Annotated in this window: 18 protein-coding genes; 10 read left to right on the top strand and 8 right to left on the bottom strand. The window is 67.0% G+C overall.

The window, feature by feature from the left end; genetic code table 11:
• Positions 1-3: 3 nt before the first annotated feature.
• A complete protein-coding gene (locus tag FK530_RS08520) occupies positions 4-246 on the bottom strand; it encodes a hypothetical protein (RefSeq protein WP_146486582.1) in 243 nt (80 codons plus the stop codon).
• Positions 247-309: 63 nt separating this feature from the next.
• Between FK530_RS08520 and FK530_RS08515 the strand changes: the two genes are divergently transcribed.
• From FK530_RS08515 to FK530_RS08505, 3 genes are read left to right on the top strand one after another with little or no spacing between them, the layout of a single operon-like run.
• Positions 310-1,053, top strand: coding sequence for a YggS family pyridoxal phosphate-dependent enzyme (locus tag FK530_RS08515; RefSeq protein ID WP_146486581.1), 744 nt, complete (start codon positions 310-312; stop codon positions 1,051-1,053).
• A gap of 10 nt (positions 1,054-1,063) precedes the next feature.
• The gene (locus FK530_RS08510) at positions 1,064-1,603 is read left to right on the top strand and encodes an Imm51 family immunity protein (protein ID WP_146486580.1); all 540 of its coding nucleotides are present in this window, start codon (positions 1,064-1,066) and stop codon (positions 1,601-1,603) included.
• A gap of 13 nt (positions 1,604-1,616) precedes the next feature.
• A complete protein-coding gene (locus tag FK530_RS08505; protein WP_146486579.1) occupies positions 1,617-2,600 on the top strand; it encodes a DUF5685 family protein in 984 nt (327 codons plus the stop codon).
• Positions 2,601-2,658: 58 nt separating this feature from the next.
• Here FK530_RS08505 and FK530_RS08500 read toward each other — a convergent pair whose 3' ends face one another.
• Together FK530_RS08500 and FK530_RS08495 are read right to left on the bottom strand one after the other, a co-directional pair.
• On the bottom strand, positions 2,659-4,161 hold the full coding sequence (locus FK530_RS08500) for a glyceraldehyde-3-phosphate dehydrogenase (RefSeq protein ID WP_262406658.1): 1,503 nt from the start codon (positions 4,159-4,161) through the stop codon (positions 2,659-2,661).
• Positions 4,162-4,297: 136 nt separating this feature from the next.
• Complete coding sequence (locus tag FK530_RS08495) at positions 4,298-5,383, bottom strand: hypothetical protein (protein WP_146486577.1); 1,086 nt, start codon at positions 5,381-5,383, stop codon at positions 4,298-4,300.
• Between the two features lie 535 nt (positions 5,384-5,918).
• Between FK530_RS08495 and FK530_RS26640 the strand changes: the two genes are divergently transcribed.
• Positions 5,919-6,107 (top strand): hypothetical protein, encoded by a 189-nt coding sequence (locus tag FK530_RS26640; RefSeq protein WP_231706549.1) that lies wholly within the window; start codon positions 5,919-5,921, stop codon positions 6,105-6,107.
• Between the two features lie 1,589 nt (positions 6,108-7,696).
• On the opposite strand, the gene FK530_RS08485 is transcribed toward FK530_RS26640, so the two are convergent.
• Both FK530_RS08485 and FK530_RS25805 read right to left on the bottom strand, forming a co-directional pair.
• The gene (locus tag FK530_RS08485; RefSeq protein ID WP_146486576.1) at positions 7,697-8,260 is read right to left on the bottom strand and encodes a hypothetical protein; all 564 of its coding nucleotides are present in this window, start codon (positions 8,258-8,260) and stop codon (positions 7,697-7,699) included.
• Between the two features lie 48 nt (positions 8,261-8,308).
• Positions 8,309-10,915: an HNH endonuclease signature motif containing protein gene (locus tag FK530_RS25805; protein WP_158645056.1), complete on the bottom strand. Its 2,607-nt coding sequence runs from the start codon at positions 10,913-10,915 to the stop codon at positions 8,309-8,311.
• Positions 10,916-11,389: 474 nt separating this feature from the next.
• On the opposite strand from FK530_RS25805, the gene FK530_RS08465 reads away from it, so the two are divergent.
• From FK530_RS08465 to FK530_RS08455, 3 genes are all read left to right on the top strand, one after another.
• Positions 11,390-11,683 (top strand): hypothetical protein, encoded by a 294-nt coding sequence (locus tag FK530_RS08465; protein WP_146486573.1) that lies wholly within the window; start codon positions 11,390-11,392, stop codon positions 11,681-11,683.
• 168 nt (positions 11,684-11,851) lie between these two features.
• Entirely contained in the window at positions 11,852-12,781 is a 930-nt protein-coding gene (locus FK530_RS08460) for a hypothetical protein (RefSeq protein WP_146486572.1), read from the top strand.
• Positions 12,782-12,933: 152 nt separating this feature from the next.
• A complete protein-coding gene (locus FK530_RS08455) occupies positions 12,934-13,845 on the top strand; it encodes an MspA family porin (RefSeq protein WP_158645055.1) in 912 nt (303 codons plus the stop codon).
• A 96-nt stretch (positions 13,846-13,941) separates the two neighbouring features.
• Here the strand turns inward: FK530_RS08455 and FK530_RS08450 are convergent, their stop codons facing one another.
• Positions 13,942-14,511 carry a hypothetical protein gene (locus FK530_RS08450; protein WP_146486570.1) on the bottom strand — a complete coding sequence of 190 codons (570 nt, stop codon included), beginning with the start codon at positions 14,509-14,511 and terminating at the stop codon, positions 13,942-13,944.
• Positions 14,512-14,611: 100 nt separating this feature from the next.
• On the opposite strand from FK530_RS08450, the gene FK530_RS08445 reads away from it, so the two are divergent.
• The 3 genes from FK530_RS08445 (at position 14,612) to FK530_RS08435 (ending at position 17,413) form a co-directional block, all read left to right on the top strand.
• Positions 14,612-15,055 (top strand): hypothetical protein, encoded by a 444-nt coding sequence (locus tag FK530_RS08445; protein WP_158645054.1) that lies wholly within the window; start codon positions 14,612-14,614, stop codon positions 15,053-15,055.
• 237 nt (positions 15,056-15,292) lie between these two features.
• Positions 15,293-15,931 (top strand): recombinase family protein, encoded by a 639-nt coding sequence (locus tag FK530_RS08440; RefSeq protein WP_146486694.1) that lies wholly within the window; start codon positions 15,293-15,295, stop codon positions 15,929-15,931.
• A gap of 636 nt (positions 15,932-16,567) precedes the next feature.
• Positions 16,568-17,413 (top strand): tyrosine-type recombinase/integrase, encoded by an 846-nt coding sequence (locus FK530_RS08435; RefSeq protein ID WP_146486568.1) that lies wholly within the window; start codon positions 16,568-16,570, stop codon positions 17,411-17,413.
• Here FK530_RS08435 and FK530_RS08430 read toward each other — a convergent pair.
• Together FK530_RS08430 and FK530_RS08425 are read right to left on the bottom strand one after the other, a co-directional pair.
• Positions 17,352-18,005 carry a hypothetical protein gene (locus tag FK530_RS08430; protein ID WP_146486567.1) on the bottom strand — a complete coding sequence of 218 codons (654 nt, stop codon included), beginning with the start codon at positions 18,003-18,005 and terminating at the stop codon, positions 17,352-17,354. The two genes, FK530_RS08435 and FK530_RS08430, sit on opposite strands and share 62 nt — an antisense overlap.
• Positions 18,002-18,976 (bottom strand): hypothetical protein, encoded by a 975-nt coding sequence (locus FK530_RS08425; protein WP_146486566.1) that lies wholly within the window; start codon positions 18,974-18,976, stop codon positions 18,002-18,004. The genes FK530_RS08430 and FK530_RS08425 overlap by 4 nt, the downstream gene beginning before the upstream one ends.
• Positions 18,977-19,097 lie beyond the last annotated feature (121 nt).

Raw genomic sequence — 19,097 nt, 5'->3', positions numbered from 1 at the left:
CGGTCAGTCCAGGTCGGTCTTGGGGGAGTAGATCACCGTCTGCGCGTCGATCTCCCGCATCGTGCGCATCTTCGGATCGGGGTTGAGCTGCTCGGCGAGCTTGCGGCGCCCGATCTCCACGGCCCTCTTGGTCGCCGGGCTGGTGGCGATGGCCTTCGCGGTGCGGTTGATCTGCTCGTATCGGCGGCGTCCGGCCTTGGTGCCCAGCACGTAGCCCGCACCTGCGGCGATAACCAGTCGCATCATGCCGCCACTGTACCGGCCGCGGGCCCGCTCCGGCGGGCGGTCCCCGGCCGATAGGCTCGATCCATGAGCTCGTACCCACCCGCCCAGACCGTCGCAGAGTTCGAGGCCAACATCGCCGAGGTGATGCGCCGCATCGACGCCGCGGCGGCCCGGGCGGGGCGGTCACCGTCGGACGTGCGCCTGCTGCCGGTCAGCAAGACGGTGCCCCAGGAGCGCCTCCGGCTCGCCGTCGCGGCGGGCTGCCGCGAGTTGGGGGAGAACAAGGTCCAGGAGGCCAAGCGCAAGAGCGCCGAGATGGCGGATCTGGACGTCTCCTGGGCCGTGATCGGGCACCTGCAGACCAACAAGGCCAAGGACGTCGCCGCCGTGGCGGCCGAGTTCCAGGCCCTCGACAGCGTCCGGGTCGCGGAGGCGCTCGACCGTCGGCTGCAGGCGCTGGGTCGGGGCCTCGACGTCTACGTGCAGGTGAACACCTCGGATGAGGAGCAGAAGTACGGGCTGCCGCCGGCCGAGGTGCCCGCCTTCCTCGATGCGTTGCCCGCGTACACCTCGCTGCGGGTGCGGGGCTTCATGACGCTCGCGGAGTTCTCCTCCGACGAGGAGCGCGTGCGGGCCTGCTTCCGGCGTCTCCGCGACGTCCGTGACCGCGCGGTGCAGTCCTGGCCGGAAGCGGGCGAGCTGTCCATGGGCATGTCCGGCGACTACGAGGTCGCGGTCGAGGAGGGCTCGACCTGCGTGCGGGTCGGCCAGGCGATCTTCGGCTCGCGGGCGCTGCCCGACAGCCACTACTGGCCCGAAGGGCAGTAATCTTCCCCTCGTGTTGACCGACGACGAGGACCGCCAGTTCACGCCCGCCGACATCGCCGAACTGGTGGCGGTCGTCGTGGCCCTCGGGCTGCTGTTCTGGCTGCTCGAACCGCTCAACCCGTGGGTGAAGTACCCCGCGATCCTGTTCGGCTCCGTGGCGGTGCTCGCGGTGTGGCGCGGCCTGCGCAGGATGGTGGACAGGCGCACGGGCGGCCGCGCCGGGAGGATCGCGCCGCTGCAGGTGGTCCAGACCGCGCCGGGCGCGCACTCGCTGGTGCTCGTGGCCGGCGGCAGGCCGTCCGACGACGCCGTCCGTGCCCACGGGCACGAACCGAACGGATACTTCTGGCAGGGGATCGCCGAGCGGATCGCGCCGCAGCTCGTCGAGCGTGTGCACCTGGACAGCGAGGCCGGGCTGTTCAGCGCCCGCGGCGAGCGGGAGGTCCTGGTGCTGCTGGGATCGGCGATGGCCTCCGTGGTGAACGATCCCGCGCGCCTGCGCGAGGTGCTCGCTGCCGCTCAGGCCGACGGCTTCGTCTTCGACGACTGATCCGGGAGGTCTCGTGCTCGGACTCGTGCGCTCCTGCGCCGCGCACCTCGATCCCGAGGTCCGAGCGCTCTGGCGTGCGCACGTCTGCGGCCTGTGCCTCTCGCTCCGGGACACGGCAGGGCAGCCGGCGCGCCTGTTCACCAACACCGACGCGGCGCTACTGTCCGTGCTCGTGGAGGCGCAGCAGCCGCGGCCCGCCGCGAAACGGAGAGCGGGGCCGTGCGCCCTGCGGGGGCTGCGCGGCGCGGAGGTGATCGCGCCCGCGGAACTCGGTGTGCGGCTGGGCAGTACTGCGGCCCTCGCACTGGCGTCCGCGAAGGTCGGCGACCGGGCCGCAGAGCGCGAAGAGGGGCTGTGCGGCCCAGGCGCCGCGGATCGGCGCACCGTCGGGCTACGGCGGTGGGCCGAGCGGCGCCTGCAGCGGACCGCGGCGGCCGACGCCGAGGTGGCCGCGGCCGCGCGCGTGCCCGAGGCGCTCGCGGGTCTCGCGGAGCAGGCGCGGATCGAATCGCGCGCGACGCGGCTGGACGAGGTGGTCGCGCCCACGGCGACCGCGGTGGGTGCGATGTTCGCGGCGTCGGCGGAGCTCGCGGGGTGCCCGGAGAACCAGGAGGCGCTCGGTGAGCTCGGCCGCGCGTACGGCGAGTTCGCGCACCTCGCGGACGCGTTGGAGGACTTGGCGGCCGATCGGGCTCGGGGCGACTACAACCCGCTCGACGCGACCGGGACGTCCGTCGACGCGGCCGTCGCCCGACTGCAGGCGCTGCGCGACATCGTGATCGACCGGCTCGGCCGGGTGGAACTGCGCGATGAGCGACTCGTCCGGCCGTTGCTGCTGACTGCGATGACAGTCGTGCTCGCCGCCCGGCGTGCGCCGATGAGCAAACGGGCGAAGAAGAAGCTCGGACGGCGCTCCGTCGACGCCGGCGAGAATGCGGGAGACTGCTGTTGCGACGGGGACTGCTGCTGCGACGGCGGATGCTGTGACTGCTCGTGAGACGACACCGCCCCGGTAGGAGCAGTGGCTCCTACCGGGGCGGCGACGGTTTCGGGTACTAGGCCTCGACGCGGACGTCGGCGCGGGCCGGGATCACCACGGGGTGCACGCCGGACATGCGCTCGAGCACGCGGACCACCTGGCAGGAGTAGCCGTACTCGTTGTCGTACCAGACGTAGAGCACGAGGTCCTTGCCGTCGGCGATGGTCGCGAGACCGTCGACGATGCCGGCGCGGTGCGAGCCCACGAAGTCCGTCGACACGACCTCGGGGGACTCGATGTAGTCGATCTGCTGGCGCAGCTTCGAGTGCAGCGAGACGCGACGGAGGTAGTCGTTGACCTCGTCCTTGCTGGTCGGCTTCTCGAGGGTGATGTTGAGGATCGCCAGCGAGACGTCGGGCGTGGGGACGCGGATGGACGAGCCCGTGAGCTTGCCCTCGAGCTGCGGCAGCGCCTTCGAGACGGCCTTTGCGGCGCCGGTCTCGGTGATCACCATGTTGAGCACCGCCGAGCGTCCGCGGCGATCGCCCTTGTGGAGGTTGTCGATCAGGTTCTGATCGTTGGTGAACGAGTGCACGGTCTCGACGTGGCCGCGCTGGATGCCGTAGGCCTCGTCCAGAGCCGCGAGGACCGGGGTGATCGCGTTCGTGGTGCACGACGCGGCCGAGAGGATCGAGTCCTCGTCGGTGATGGTGCTGTCGTTGATGCCGTGCACGATGTTCTTCAGCGGCGCCTTGCCGGGCGCGGTGAGCAGCACGCGCGCGGCGCCCTTGCTCTTGAGGTGCAGGCCGAGGCCCTCCTCGTCGCGCCACTTGCCGGTGTTGTCGACGATCAGCGCATCCTTGATGCCGTACGCGGTGTAATCGATGGTCGACGGGTCGTCCGAGTAGATGACCTGGATGCGCGTGCCGTTGGCGATGATGACGTCGTTCTCGGGGTCGATCGAGACCGAACCGGCGAACGGGCCGTGCACCGAGTCGCGGGCCAGTAGGCTGGCGCGCTTCTCGAGGTCGTTCTTGACGCTGCGGCGCACGACGATCGCGCGCAGGCGCAGACCGTGGCCGTTACCGGCGTGGCTGATCAGGATGCGGGCGAGCAGGCGGCCGATGCGGCCGAAGCCGTAGAGCACCACGTCGGCGCCGTCACCGTCGGAGACCGGGACGTTGCGCTTGGCGATCTCGGCGCGCAGCAGGTCCTGCACGGCCTCGTCGGACTCGAGGTCCGCGGCGAGGACGGCGAGACGTGCGATGTCGATCGATGCGGGCTCGGGCGCGATCTCCAGGAGGCCGCGCAGGACCTTCTCCGTCTGCGACAGGGTGAGGGCCTGGTGGCCCAGCTCCTCGGCGCGCTCGTGCGCCGAGATCACCGCGGAGGTGGAGAGGTTGATCAGGCGGTGACCATGGATCGACGACACCACGCCGTGCTGGCGGTACAGCCGGCCGATGATGGGGATCAGGCGCTCGGCCTGCTCCTCACGGGCGACCCAGGCGTCGCGGTGGCTGTCGTACGCACCGCGATGCCCATCGGCAGTCGCGGAGTTCGACGGGGACTCGGGCTCCAGCTGTTGCGTCACGCCCATCATTATGCAATGCGCCGACCGGGCAGCGGGTCACCGGGGCGATGGTGAGAACGGGCAACCAGTCAGCGCCGGAATGCCTGGTCACCGTGGTCGGGGTGCCGGGCTCGTTGCGTGAGTGTCAGTCCGGTTCCCCGAGCGCCCGTTCGACCCGGTCGACGACCGACGTCGGTGTCGCGCCCGTCGTGTCGACCACGCCGTCGTGGGCACTCGACCGCCGCAGGTGTGCCGCTTCCCGGTGCGCGCGGACGGCGATGGCGCGCTGCTGTCCCGGTGTCGCGCCGAGGAGCGCATCGCCCGGCAAGCGCCCGGTGCTCGTCAGCGAGCGCAGAGCGACGCGGGCGGTGAGCGCATCGTCGGACGCATCGAGGAGGACGCGCGTCAGCGTCTCGCCGTGGTGCGCCTCTGCGACCAGGTCCGGATCGCGGGTCACGACGATGAGCTCGTCCGCTCCCGCGTGCGCGTAGCCGCGGGTCACTGCGGCGTACGCGGCGGCGTGCACGTCGCGGTCGTGACCGGGCGCGTGGAAGGCGAGCTGCTCGACGTCGATGTACGCGGTCGCGCGTCCTGCCGCCCACCTCCGTCGGACGAATTCCCAGCCGATGGTGGATTTACCGACGGCGGTCGCGCCATGAAGCACGGTCGTCGGCAGGCGCGCTGCGGGGGTGCGGGGCGCGGCAGTCCACGGCCGGGGATCGGTCGCGCAGTAGAGGGAGACCAGTTCCCGCGCGACCTCGTCCACGCCGCGCGCGGTGGTGTCGACGGTGGCTGCCGTGCTGCGGTCGAGTCGCGAGGCCAGTTCCTCGAGGTCGCCGAGGGTGTCCGGTGCCGAGCCGCGGACCAGGTAGCGCCGTCGCAGCTCGGGCCAGTCGCAGCGGAGTCGCACGTGCGTGAGGTCGATGCCGGGATTCGCTGGAGCATCGGCGAAGACGGGTTCGTCGAGGTTCGGGTCGACGATGCCGGAGATCACCATCTGGCCGAGGCCGAGCTCGCTGAGGGCCTCGACCAGGCGACGGGCGTTCTCCGCCTTCACGGCGTGCTGCCCGGCCCCGGTGAGGCGCGCGAAGGGCCCCAGCAGTCCGAGCTGATCGATGTCGACGTACGCGGCGTTCGCGCCGGCGGCGGCGAGTCGTTCGAACACCCGCCACCCGGTGGTGGTCTTTCCCGTTCCGGGCGCGCCGCTGATCCACAGCGCTGAGGTGGTCACGGATCCAACGTATCCGGGGCCGCAAGCGGAATTCCGCGATGACCTTTCGGTCGGTGGGGCAGGTGGGGCTCGAACCCACGACCAGCGGATTATGAGAGCGTTAGTCCTACCGTGCTCCGAGACGTATGACCAGGCAAGATGCGATTGTCGATTCCGCAGACACGCAGGTGAGGGCGACTATTTGCGCACCGGTTGAGCAGTAGCGGACACCGGCCAACCATCGCCTGATTACCCGCAGCGGCCGGGGTGACGCCGGGGTGGGCAGCGAGAAGAAGCGCCCGGCCGCCAGAAGTGCGGGTGGTCCAGCCGGATGAACGACGGTGGTTACACGACAACTTGGAGGCCGTAGCGTGTGCCGTTGGCGAAGGGGCCTTCTAGAACACGATCCTGAAGCCCGCGCTGATCGCCGTTGGTCTACCGGCGAGCCAACCCGCGAGGCCCGCCACAAAGACGCGCGCCGCCGAGCCGGCGCACCACGGCGTCCGTCTGCACGATCTGCGGCCACGTTCGCCACCATGCAGCTGATGGCTGGGGTATGCACTTCATGCAGGTGTCGCGGTGGCTCGGCCACGGCACGTTCACGCTGACCCCGGATACCTACGGCGACTGGATCCCCGAGGAGGATGGCGGCGCGCTCAACACGCTGCCCGCCCCTGCTCTGCCCGCGGCCACGCCGCCGACCGAGGAGCTTGCCTCGGTGATCCAGCTATTCGGAGGCCAGTAGGCGCGTTGGGTGACGGCGGACGGTTGAGGTCGCCTATACTGAAGGCAGTGCACACCGATGCGGTCGTTGAAACACTACGGCTTTGGTACCAACATCGGCGCGCTCTAGTCGAACGGTCCCGGTCTCGCGGCAACGCTTGAGGCCGGGACCCACGCTCAGGCCGTTGCCTACGAGCATGGCCAGGTGGTGGGCCGTCCGGCATCGAGGGGGACCTGCCTTCTTGAGTCGCGTCAAACCCGCATCCTACGGCGTGTCGACAGGAAGCCGTAGCAATTGTCACGAGCGCGGGTGGGTGCACGGGGGTAGCAGGGGTGACGTGCACAAGCCGGGGGAGACTGCGAAAACGCCATCCACCTGCGAGAACGAGGTTCCCCCACGGGGATTCGAACCCGGACTGAGCGGATTTTAAGTGAGCTACAGCGGGTCTCGTGGAATCTGTGGAAGTGCGCTCGTGCCGCTTGACCTGAGTCAATGGTGCGGAGTAGTCATGGGTATCCGTGGCTGTCCTACGGAGTTGAGGCATCGTATGGGGGCAGAGGTGGGAACGCCTCATACGGTGCCCTGCTGCGGCGCTGTCTCGGCCGTACGATTGCCAGTATGTCGGTCATGAAGCGGGCGTCGAGGATCGCGGTGGGTGAGCGCGTCGGCTGCCCATCTTTTCCGCTGCTCGGTCAGACGCTTCGGATCGAAGTTCTCTCAGGTCGCAGCATCGATCATCCCCGGGCACCGCACCGGGCGTCTTGTCATCAGTCGCGTCAACCACGGCCAACCCTTCCCAAAGGGTTCGGTCTGCTCACGCACCCCTTCTCCGACAGCCCTCGCGGACTGTATCGGAAACGGTGGAGTGCGTGACGTTGCTGCGGACACGGGTCGCGTTACACGTGTGCCCTGGGCGAACGGGTCATCGGTCGAGGTGTCTCATGAACGATCGAACCCGGACATCAACTCATGTCTCGGTGTCCGGGTTCGATCGAGGTTTCTAGCGGTTCGCGATGAGCCCTGATTCCGCCGCGTTTGCCTGCGCGATGCGATCTGCAGTCTCAAAGGGGACGGCGGAAACGAAGTAGGTCTGAGGCTTGGTGTTCACGACAACCACATGGAATCGATCCGCGGGCACAGGAGCTCCCTGCACCTCGATGCTCGCTGTAGCACGGGTCGCCGGGACGCCGGAGATATTGGTCGGAGTGACAGCTAGGCCAACCACGCGAGCCTTGTTCTTCGCGTAACCTGATGTATTCGGTGCATTGAGCACGATCGACCGCGCCACATCCTCGCTCGCCCGACCGTCAGCGCCCGTAATCCCAAGCTCGACGACCGATGCCCAGTTCTTTCCCGGCAGCTTTACCGAGGCAGCTGTCGTGCCCTCTGCATCGGGACCAGAGACGTTCCACCCAGCCAGCGCCGCTCGCGACATCGACAAGGGCCCGGCTGCGACACGCCCTGGATCGGCGGAAACCGCCCCGGTAGCCAGCACTGACCCCATTACCGTTGCAATCAAACCTCCGGCAACTCCCCGCCGAACGCTAGCGTCAATACTCATTAAAAGACCTTTCAGCAAATTTCGTCGAGACTACTTCAATTCCGCTCTGCTAGACTGCCGATACCAATTCGCTAAAGTTCTCCGGAATCGGATCTCCGGAGCGGAGTCCTAGATCTTTCATCACCCGCAGTGCTTTTGCACAGTAGATCAGATACTCAGCTGTGGAAACAGTATGATTCGCCCGGTCGCTGGGATCCTCCAAGCCTGAAACAAACTGAGGAGGATTAACGGGAACACACTCCGATTCCCCTATCGAGGATCGGTCATTTGAGCTCAGCCATGCGTTAAATGAAGATGCGTCAACAGCATTTAGCATCGCTTCGCTCGGAAGTAGGCGCACAAACGCCGCGAGATCGACAGTTTGATCATTTCCCATCGTAGATGGATCAAAGATCCAAACCGGCGAGCTAGCGGCACCACCTTCGCCGGCATCGACCCAGTACTGCACACCGCGCCAGTCTCCTGCGATGACCCTAGCCTGCTTGCCTAGGATTGCACTGATGATGCTAGACAGTGTGCTTGCAGCGTTGGCGTCATACACTTGCATCGCGCCACTTCCGATTGACACGAAAGCGTCACCGCTAGACGAGTCTCCTGATTCAACGGTAGCCATTAGGTCGAGCCTTTCCTTGGGCGGCAACAGGGGAGAGATACTGCAATCTTAGCGTACTAGAGATTGTCCACCCTTCCAAATGATCTCGGAAATCAAATCCCCTTCGGCAAGTCCGGCCGCCTTGATTGCGTTCGCGATACGAACGCCCATACTCTGATTGACTGACGCGTTAAGGAGCTGTAGGTTTCCCAGCGCATTTTCCCCTCCCAGTTGGAGGTCAATTATGTGATCTACATTCCATCCCTTCGGGACAAGAAACTTACCAGCAGCGTTGGTCGGCGCGTTCCCGAGCGCCGACAGGAAATTCTGCTTAATACTATCGAACCCTGAACGTACGGGCTTCGTTATTGTCAGACCATCATTGAGTATCGAGTCAAGATTTAGCTCTACAAGCTTCGCGATCTCCTGATTGATCTGGTCGACAGTGAATTTCGCCGGCGGATGCGAGATCTCCAGGATCTTTCCTGACGGGGGTGTGAGGCCGCCTTCCGCAGCTTCCGCCAGCGCTCGCGCGGTATTCGACCCCGCGCTACCCGCTGATTCAGCACCGCCACGCGCCGCCGTGCTTGCTGCATCACCTGCGGCGTCTGTCGCGGCTCTGCCTGCGGTGCTGGCCGCATCACCTGCGGCATCCGTCGCAGCCCTGCCTGCGGTGCTTGCTGCATCACCTGCCGCGTCTGTCGCGGCTCGTCCGGCTGTTTGCGCGGCGTCTGTCGCGGCTCTGCCTGCGGTGCTGGCCGCATCACCTGCGGCATCAGTCGCGGTTCTGCCTGCGGTACTCGCTGCGTCACCAGCCGCATCCGTTGCAGTCTTGCCGGCGGTGCTGGCTACGTCTCCGGCGGCTTCTGCTGCTTTGCTGGTTGTTTTGGCGGTGACCTGGGCGGCTTCCTCGGTTCCCTTGGCGACCTTGCCGGCGGTGGAGGCGACCTTTCCTGCGCCCTTGGTGGGATCGACGATTGTCTGGAGGACGTTGCCGACGACCTTGCCGGAGGCGTATGCGGTGTCGCCGCGGTCGAAGTCATCCTTCGCGATGAAAGCGTTGCCGACGGCTTTCCAGGAGTCGCCGACGCCGGGTGCACCGTCGCCGCCGAGGCCGACGAGGGGTGCCATGCCCTTGGCGGTGTCGACGGGGTGGGCGACCATGGTTCCGACACCTTCAGCGGTGTCGAGAACGCTGCGGCCGACGCCGGCGCCGAAGTTCTTCACGCCGCTGCCAACGCTTTTGACCTTGTCCCAGAACGGGTCGGCGATAATCGGGTAGACGTTGTCCGGCCCGGGCTCGATGTGCTGGACCATCTCGTCGCCGTCGATGTCGTACCAGGTGGGTACTTCCTTGCCGTTGGCGTCGTAGGCCCAGGGGGCGTTGAACTGGCCGACCTGCTCGCCGTTGCGGTCGAAGACGGAAATGGAGCCGTCGTCGTTCTTGACCGAGCGGCCGCCCTCGGGAGTGTTGAGCGGGAACCGGTACTGCTTGGGAGCGTCCTGGTTCTTCATCAGGATCAGCTTCTGGTAGTCGCCGTCTTCCTTGGGGACGGTGATGATGTCGTAGCTCGGGTCGGCGCTGGTGCCGTCCGGGTTGAGTTTGAGACCGGCCATCTTGGCCATCTCCTCCGGGGTGCGGCCGGCGCTGCCACCGGGCTGCGCTTGGTCCCACAGCTTCCACGCCTGATCGGCGGTGGGCTTGGAACCGCCGCTGGTGTTGCGGCGACGGCCGGCCATGACACCGGTGGCTTCGGCGACGAGGTAGGACCATGACGGTGCGCCGTCCTTGTTCTCACCGTCCCCGTCGGGGCCGCTGCCACCTTCCGTGCCGGGCGCACCGGGTCCACCGTTGCCCCCACCGGGGGCGCCGCCACTGCCGGCGGCGCCGGGAGCGGGACACTGCGATTGGGTCTGCGTGACGGTCACCGTCGACTGGGAGGGCTGTCCGGACTGCGTCGGCTGGCCGGTCTGCTGCTGACCGGTCTGGTCGGGTCGTCCGGGTGCGGTCGTGCGGACCGGGTTCTGCCGGCCGGTCTGTTGGCCCTGCGTCGGCTGTTGCTGGCCGCCTTGGCCGGGTTGTTCGTTGCCGGGGATGTTCGGGGCCTGCTGGCCGGGGGTGCCGAACTCGGGTGTTTGGGCTTGGATGCCGGGGCCGTTGTCACCACCCTTCGCCGGGGAGGTAGCAATGCCCTGCTGGTCCTGACCGCCCTGCTGGCCTGGCTGCTCTCCGGGAGCGGTGGCCTGGCCGGTCGGGGGAGCAAAGGTCAAGTCCGGTCCGGTCGGCCCACACGTTGCAGGCCCTCCACCGGGGCACGGCGCCGCCGCAGCGGTGCCGCTGCCTGCGGTGGTGGCGGCGAAGCCCATCATCCCGACCGCGACCACGATCCCGGCGACCGCGGCAGCGGCGCGCACCTGCTGCGGCGCCGGGGCCCCGACGCCGGCTTCGCGGAGCTTGTTCAGTCCGGTGAACAGGATCCGGCCGACGATGACCATGACGAGCCAGAAGGTCAAGAACACCACCGGCACCGGGGTGAACCGGGGCGCTTCGATGGAGAAGAGGACACCGCCGACGATCCCGGCGAGGCCGATGATCGTGAGGAACGTGCCCTGCAGACGTTGCTGTAGCAGCTGCGGCCGCTGTCCAGCCTCCCCGCTCGGGTTGGGGCGTTGCACCGGGAACTGGGCGGTATCACCCGCGGGCGTGTTGCGGGCGTGCCGCGGGCCACCCGCAGGGAGCGGTGTGGGCTGGGGCGGACGCCCGCCTTCGGCTGAGCCACCGGGGCTGGGGCTGTTTTCTGACATCGACAAGCTCCTCGAAGAGGGGGGATGAACCAGGGGGATGCGACGAGTTGTCGCGTGATGCCGGCAATCAACCACACCAGGAGGGTTTGTCAACCCCCAAAACGCCACCACATGTCATCACCGCAGATAGAGGGGCATAAATGTGTCCGAATACAGACCGGGGTCTGTAAAATACAGACCCTTTCAAGGGGGTCTGTATTCAGGCATATCGGATTTGCAAGCGTCGCCGCGGCACGGGGGCGTGGCAGCGTGTAACGTGCGTTGGTGTTCGGTGACAGCAACCGCTGATTCGCCAATGGTGAGTGGCGGTTCGGGTTACTTCGGGGCTCGGAACAGGGGGATTGTGTGACGCAGCAGGTGTCGGACACAGCGGCACCGCCAGTGGGTGGTGACCCGGCGGCGGAGGCGGCGGACGCGCAGCGGGCGATGGCGATGAAGCTGATCGGCCTGCTGTTCGGTGCGGCCCTGTTGATCGGGTGCTCATTTGCCGTCTCCCACCTGAACAGCTGGGGGGCGAAGATCGGCATGCCCTGGGTGTTCCTTGCGTTCGTGCTAGCGATGATGATCGCCAGCCACTTCACCGTCGCCGGCGCCACCGCCCTCTGGCAGGCCTTGCGAAGCTCGCCGACAGCGAAGTAGATGCCCACACCACCCGCCGTACCTCCACCCCCTCCGCTGTCATCGACGCCGCCGCATGGATCCGGCGAGGGCGGGTTCGGCTCGGCACTGCGGGAGCTGTTCACTGCCGCCGGTAGCCCTACCCTTGCCGACACCGCGGAGGCGGCGAACGCGGCCGGAGCTCACGGGGTGACCGCGCAGCGGCTGTCGAACTGGCGTTCTGGCCGGCACCTTCCCGATCGCTTCGACACCATCGCACCGGTCCTAATCTGGCTCACCCTCCGCGCCCGCGAACACCACAACAATGGCCTGTCCGGTGACGCGGGACCGGGGCCTGCAGTGCGGTCGATGCGTGACTGGTATCGCCTGTTCACCGACGAGCAGAGTCCCGCCGCGGCCGCGGCGCTGGATCTGAAAGCCCGAATCGACGCAGTCGAGTTCCTCCTCACCCACCCCGACCCCCAACCCGAGGACTACGACAATCCGTCGGGCAGCGACAGTGCGCCTGCGGGTGATTCCTTCGCTGCTGCGCGGCTGACCGCAGAGCTGAAGACGGCGATCCTGCAACTGACCGGCATCGACCCCACCACCAGTACTCCTGTGGCCACCGGCGTTCCCTCCGGTGAGCTTCCTGCCGACGCGGCAGACCTACTCTCCGCGACCGGCCTCATCGCCGCAGTTACGGCACCGCCCGAGCAAGTGCGATCGATGGTGCAGTGGGCGGACCCGAAGATCGCCACCCTCTGGGGTAGAGCTGCACTGCTCATCGAGCAGTACCGGCTCGCTCTCGAAGCCCGAACTGCTCTGCTCGCCGACGCTGCTCGCTGGAACGCTCGCCCCGACCCGCACAGCCTCTACACCTGGCAACAGCTGACCGCGTGCGGACGACACCTGCACACCGTCCCCGCAGTCACCGTTGCCACCACAGCCCAGGCATACCGATTCGGTGACGGCGCTACCGCTGAGCACATTCCCAGCTCGGCTTTGCCGTTCTGGGAGGCCTCCCACACCGCCGCGCAGCGGCAGCTGACGGTGCACCGGCTGATCATGGCCACCGTCGTCGGCCTCATCGTCATCGGCGTGATCGCCGCCGGCATCGCAGGCGTCCTCACCAGCTAAAACACCCCGGCGCACAAGCAGCACCCACGCGGGACAGACGGGGTGTGACGTGCTCGGGGTTGCCAAACCAGTGTTGCGCATGTTGCTATTGGGGCTGTTGTTAACGATGTGACATCACTGATTGACTTCACCCAGGGGGAGACCGTTCGCACATGACCAGCACACGCACCCGCACGTCTGCGGCATCGAGGACACTTGTCGCGCTTTGCGCTGCCGCCGCAGCGATCACCCTCGCCGCCGGCCCCGCTATTGCTGCCCCGGCGCCGGCGCCCAAGCCGACCCCGGCAGCGGCGGCCGCGAAGCCCGCCGCCCCGGTGGCGGTGACCCCGCCGCCCGCACCGCGGATGCGGGTCCCTGTCCCCGGGCAGATCCGCGACGGCGAGTTCGCCGACACCAGCCGCGAACTGATCACCCGCGACGGCTGGAAAGTCACCGTCTCCAAGTTCGGGGAGAAGCTCGATTCCGTCCCGCCGCTCAACCGATCGCCCCAGAGCTTCGAAGGATTCTCCAGCGTCGGCGGTGAGGCGAAGATCGAAGCCGCCTACCCGAACGACCCGAAGCGCAAGCCCAGCAGCAAGATCAAATCCGCAACGCTGACCACCGGTGTCCAGGTCGGCTGCGCCGTGACCGCCGACAGCCTCACCGTCGGCGGATCACTCTCCAACGCGACGACCGCCTCGATCACCCCCACCGTCACCGCATCCGGCACCGTCACCGGACAGGGACAGGGCGGCTCCAACGGCGGCTCCGGCGGCGGCAGCGTCTCCGGCACCGGAACCGGCAGCCTCTCCGGCACCCTCTCGGACACCGTCACCGAGACCGGCAACATCTCCGGCATCCTCAAACCCGGCACCACCAAAGACATCCCCTACGCCAAGAAGGCCGTCGTCGGCCCCAACGCCCAGGTCATGTCCCGCGACATCCGCATCGCCGTCGACAACTGCATCGGCGGCGTCCAAGTCCGCACCTACGCCACCGTCGCCATCAGCACCGACGCCACCGACGACACCCTCACCACCTTCGGCAAACCCATCTTCCTCACCCGCCCCGAACAGAACCGGTAGGCGCAGAATCGACGATGGCAGGCCGCTGCACGTGACGCGTGCACGCGGCAGAACCGCTTTTGATGATCAGCTTCCGTGGCTTCGTTGAGCTGATGGCTACGCGCCGACGTTGGCCACCTTGAGCCCCGCTTCGGCGGCATCGGCTTGCATTGTGTGCTGTGTTGCTATCTGGGGGACGCGCGAGCGGAAGTAGGTCCGTGGTGTCGTGTCGACGACGACGATATGCAAGCGCATCGTCTTGATCGGCTGATCTCGGACCGTGATGGTTGCGCTTGCCCGGACGGCGGCGCGCCCGCTGACCGTGATCGGGGTAACGGCGGCCTCGGAGACGCGTGAGGAGTACCCCACGGAGCGCGGACTCACGGTCTCGGAGAAGAGGTTTCGCGCTAGGTCCGCCAGTGGCGCGCGCTCAGAGATGCTGACGAACCCCCGAATCTTGCCGAGGTCAATCGCCGATTTCCATGCAACGTTCGGCACCTCGGCGGTTGCCATGACGGAGCCCTCGAGCCCGTAGAACTTCCAGCCCGTGAGTGCAGCTTGAGGAATCGATAACGGGGTGCCCACAAAGTCCGGTGCCGCAGAGGCTGGCGCCGCCACCGCGGCCGCAGTCAATGAGCTGGCGAGCCACCCCACCGCAATGCGGCGCAGCCCCATCTTCTGACTCACCGTCACAATCTTGCCTCTCCATCAGTAGGTACCCTCCAAGTGCTCTCGCATCCATCTTGCTCCATCGCCCCGTGTCCGCCTGGAGATGGCCGCCGACCGCATGGCGAAGGAGCTCCTGAAAATCGCCGTCAGCGACGACGCCCCGGACAACGTGAAGCTGGCCGCGATCAAGGACGCGCTCGACCGCGCTGGCCTCACCAGCAAGTCGGCAGTGGAGGTCTCCGTGGACCCGAAGCCGTTCGAGCAGTTGCTATCTGGCATGGCAACGCTGCCGGGCGGTAGCCGTGCGGCCTCCCGCGCTGACCGTGGCGTGGACGACGACCAAGACGCCGACACCGCGTGGATCGCGGAAGAGCTCGCAGCGTCCAACGTGATTGACGTCGAGGTTGAGGACCCCGCGCCACTTCCGCGGCCCAGCGAGGAGCCGGCGACACCGAAGCCACGCGACACGGGACTAATGGACATGGAGGTGGCCCTCGCGCAGCTCAGGGCCACCACGCCGCCACCCGCGCCCACCGGCAAGCGCCGGGGCCGTGGCAGGTAGCGGCACGTAGCTATCGCGGCGGCCTAGCCGTCCCGCTGCCAGCTTGGCGAGGCGGCCAGGCCCACGGGCTAGGGGCGGCTGGCGTCAGTGCTTACAACGACGCTGGATGAGGCGCGAATCCCTCGACAGCACAGAGCTATTCGTCGATATATCGAACAGGTGTACGAGGTGTGGTTGGGGCGTGAGGCGTAGCGGTTGCATTTCGCCTCAGACAGCAAGGGAGACAGCGTGACTCACATGATCGGATACCTGCGGGTGTCCACTGACGAACAGGCCCGGAGTGGCCTCGGGCTGGAGGCTCAGGAGGCAGCTCTCCGCGCCGAGGCGGACCGTCGGGGCTGGGAGCTGACCATCCTTCGCGACGAAGGATTGAGCGGCAAGCAAGTGAACCCCGCGCTACGGGAAGCGCTCGGCCAGTTGGCCGCTGGTCTCGCGGACGGTCTGGTCGTCGCGAAGATGGATCGCATCAGCCGGTCGCTCCTGCACGCGGTGGAGACCCTGGACACCGCGAAGGTCCAAGGATGGGCGCTCGTCGTGCTGGACCTCGGCGTGGACCTGACCACTCCCGCAGGCCGCGCCCTGGCAGGGACGATGGCGGTGTTCGCTGAGTTTGAGCGCGAGCTGATCCGCGAGCGGACCCGCGCGGCAGCAGCGGCGGCGAAGGCGCGCGGCGTGAAGCTGGGACGCCCGAGCCTGGTCCCGCAGGCGGTCGCCCGGCGCATCGTCGCGGCCCGGGAGAGCGGCCAGAGCTACGGCAAGATCGCCGCCGCGCTCACAGCCGACGGCATCCTCAGCCCGGCGGGCCGGACAACCTGGCAGGCGTCCACCGTGCGCCGCATCTGCAACTCCATCGAGCAGGCGAAGGAGGCAGCGTAATGGCGTACATCCGCGCTCACGAGACGACGACCAAGCGCAAGGGTCGCCCGGTCAAGCGCTACGAGGTGGTCTGGCGCGAGCCGGTCCGCGACGAGTTCGGTCTCCCGGTACTGGACGCGCGCGGCAAGCCGAAGCTCCGCAGCCGACAGGAGACGTTCCCGACGCGGGAGCTGGCCGAGGCGCGCCGAGACGAGCTCAATAGCGCGAAGCACAGCGGCACCGTCTCTCAGCTCGCGGATCAGCGGGTAGCGGGCACGCTCCCGTTTGGGCATTACGCGGCTGAGTTCTTCAAGTCGCAACAGGGGACCGTGAAGCCGCGCAGCATCAAGGAGGGCGAGGCGATCTATCGCCGGTACCTGGCCGAGCCGTTCGGACAGAAGGCCACCGCGACGATCACAGCGGCAGACGTACGGCACTTCCGCGCGGCGATGCTCTCGCCTCGTCCTGCGCGCAACCCCGACACCCGCTCGAAGGCCTCGAAGCCGAAGGTAAACGCTGACGGCACCCCGCAGATGATCACGCTGAGCCGGTCCACCGTGAAGAAGGCATATGACATCCTCCGCCGCATTCTCGACCTGGCGGTGATCGACGGAGCCCTCAAGGCGAACCCGGTGCACTCGGTGCCGCTGCCGCGTCATGCGGGTACCGCGCAGATCGCCGCGAACGACGACGCCAAGCCGCGCGTTCAAGGCGCTGCCGCTCACTTCAGCTCAGATCGCGGCGGTGGCGGACTACATGACTACCGTGCAGCTCCAGCCGGTGTACGCCCTTGCCGTCACGTTCAGCGCCTACACCGGACTCCGAGCCGGCGAATTGCGCGGGCTGGAGATCGGCGACGTGACGTTGCCACGCCAGAAGGGCGCGATGGGAATGGTCTCGGTCAGCCGAACGAAGACGCGCCAGGCAGGGGAGTGGATTACCGGCACCCCCAAGTCGGTGAAGTCCACCCGCGTGGTTCCGCTGGACGGTTGGCTGGCCGATGATCTACGCGCGTACCTCGCGGGGCACCCGCGTCGGTTGGACCCGTCCGCGCCGCTGTTCCCTGGCCGGATGACCCGCGCCGAGGCGAAGGCCGCAGGCGTGACGCTCACTGACCCGACGCCCGCAGCCGACGAAAGCCCCGAAGCAGCCGCGCAGCGCGCCGAGGCCCGCGCAGCGGAGATCGCCGCTACCTACAAGTGGACGGAGCCGATCAACACCGACAACGTCTCCAATCGGTACTACACGCCCGCCCTGGCTGCTCTGGGACTGCCACCCGCGCGCTGGCACGACCTGCGCCATTCGTTCGCGGTGCTCAGCTTGTCGGCTGGCGAGCACTACATGGCAGTGAGCAAGATGCTCGGCCACGCCTCGTTCGTGACCACGCTTACCGTCTACGCCGATTACATCTCCGAGGCTGAAGGCGGCAAGCAAGCTCCCCTCACTCGTCCGACGGTGGCTCCGGCTCCGCGAGCGCATCAGAAGGTGGCAAATCTTCGGTGAGCTCAGGAGGCTCCGGCGTCGGAATTTCGGCCCGCTTCAGGCCCGACTTCGTGTTTGCCACCGTCCGAACGGCATTGAGGAAGTTGTATACACCGGCCCAGTGCTTGTTCACAGCGTCGCGCAGGTTCTGTCGTGCAGTTGCGTAGTCTCCGCGGGGATCCTCGGCGAGCGTGTCCTCGAGGCCTGTCATTGCGGTCAGGACTGCCGTTGCTTGCTTGTGGCAACTGACGAATTGCTTGTAGAGATCGTCCTGCAGAAACGCGTAGGCTTGTGCCCACGCGAGTTCTACCGACTGTCCCCACCTGCGGTTGTAGTCCGAGACTGCTTCTCGGGTGCTCTTTCGCGCTTCCGCGGTGGCTGGGATTTCCGTGGTCAGCCGGGCATAGGTACCTCGGAAACGGGCCTCCATTAGGGCGAGCAGTGCGATGGCCTCCGTCGCCTTCTCGACCTGTAATTGCGACGCCTTCCGTTTGGCCGAGGTCGCGGCGATTCTTAGCGCCACCACCGCGGCGATCACTGAGCCCAGGACCGGCAGCCACGGCAACCACCAGTTCGCGCTGTTTATGAGCTCGACCTTGAGGGGCTCGTTCATGCTGGGGCTCCTTCGTCGTTGGCGTCACCCACTGCGGAGGGCAATTTTTCGGTAGGGGCCGAGTACAACTCGCGCCAGGCGTCGATTGTCGGCTGTAGTCGCGCGGGGTAGTAGTTCTCGCGAGAACCGTTTGGGTCCGTGGACTGCGCTTCGAACAGGCACACGGCCACCTCTGTTGTGAGGAGTGCGGTGTTGATGGAGTCGGCCATCATGGCGAACATGCCTGACGGCCCCTGGACGAGGTCTATCGGCCAGCTGTGCCCGTGCGTGAAGCTGGAGCACTGGCGGTACTGAAGTTGCATCATGGTCGGAAAGTGGACCATTGCAGTCTCGTTGGTATGTGCGGGCGGATGATCCTTGATCCAGTTCGCGGCCTTCCTGACGAGCTCCGTGTACTTTCGAGCGCTCTGCTGAGGGAGTTTCGCCAGTTCATCGAGCTCGCCCTGATGGAACTTGCGGCGGTGCTGGGACTGCTTGTAATTGAGGTCGGGCATCTTCTGCAGGCCGTTGTCGTGGGCGCTAATCGCGTCAGCGTGGTAGTCCCGCGCGTGTTCAAGTCCGATCTTGGCAAGGCCCGCTGCTCGCGCTCGTCGGTCAGCACGATCGGCTGGACACATGGCCCAGATAGCCTGCGACGACGATTCGATTGCGGTCCTGCATAGCGCCAAGAATGACGCAGCGTGGTGATTCATCGGCGTCGCCTTCGCAGCATGCGCGATTAGTATGTTGATCGCGGACAGCGAATCTGTGGCATTCATGATCGGAAATGCCACTGTCCGGGTGACCCCCTCGGGAATCTTGTCGTAGTAGCCGTCGGCTTCGTCCAGGGCCATTGGGGTCCCCGGGTCGGCCGCGTGCGGTCGAAGTCCCCACAGCTCCAGTGCGGCGCCCCGCTCTGATCGTTCGACAACGCGACCGAGTGCGGGCGTGAGCATGGCCATCACCTCATGCGGAATGCGGGGCATCTTCATGCGCTGATGCTGCCACGTGGCACCGACACGTTTCGGACAATCGTGAGCTACCGCCTGCGCAGCACCTGCATGCGCGCCGGGGTAATGCCGGGTTGGGATGGGGTGCCGGGGCGGCGGGGTA

This window comes from Tsukamurella conjunctivitidis, from assembly GCF_007858475.1.
Classification (GTDB): Bacteria; Actinomycetota; Actinomycetes; order Mycobacteriales; family Mycobacteriaceae; genus Tsukamurella; species Tsukamurella conjunctivitidis.
This window is presented reverse-complemented; position numbering and strand designations above follow the sequence as displayed.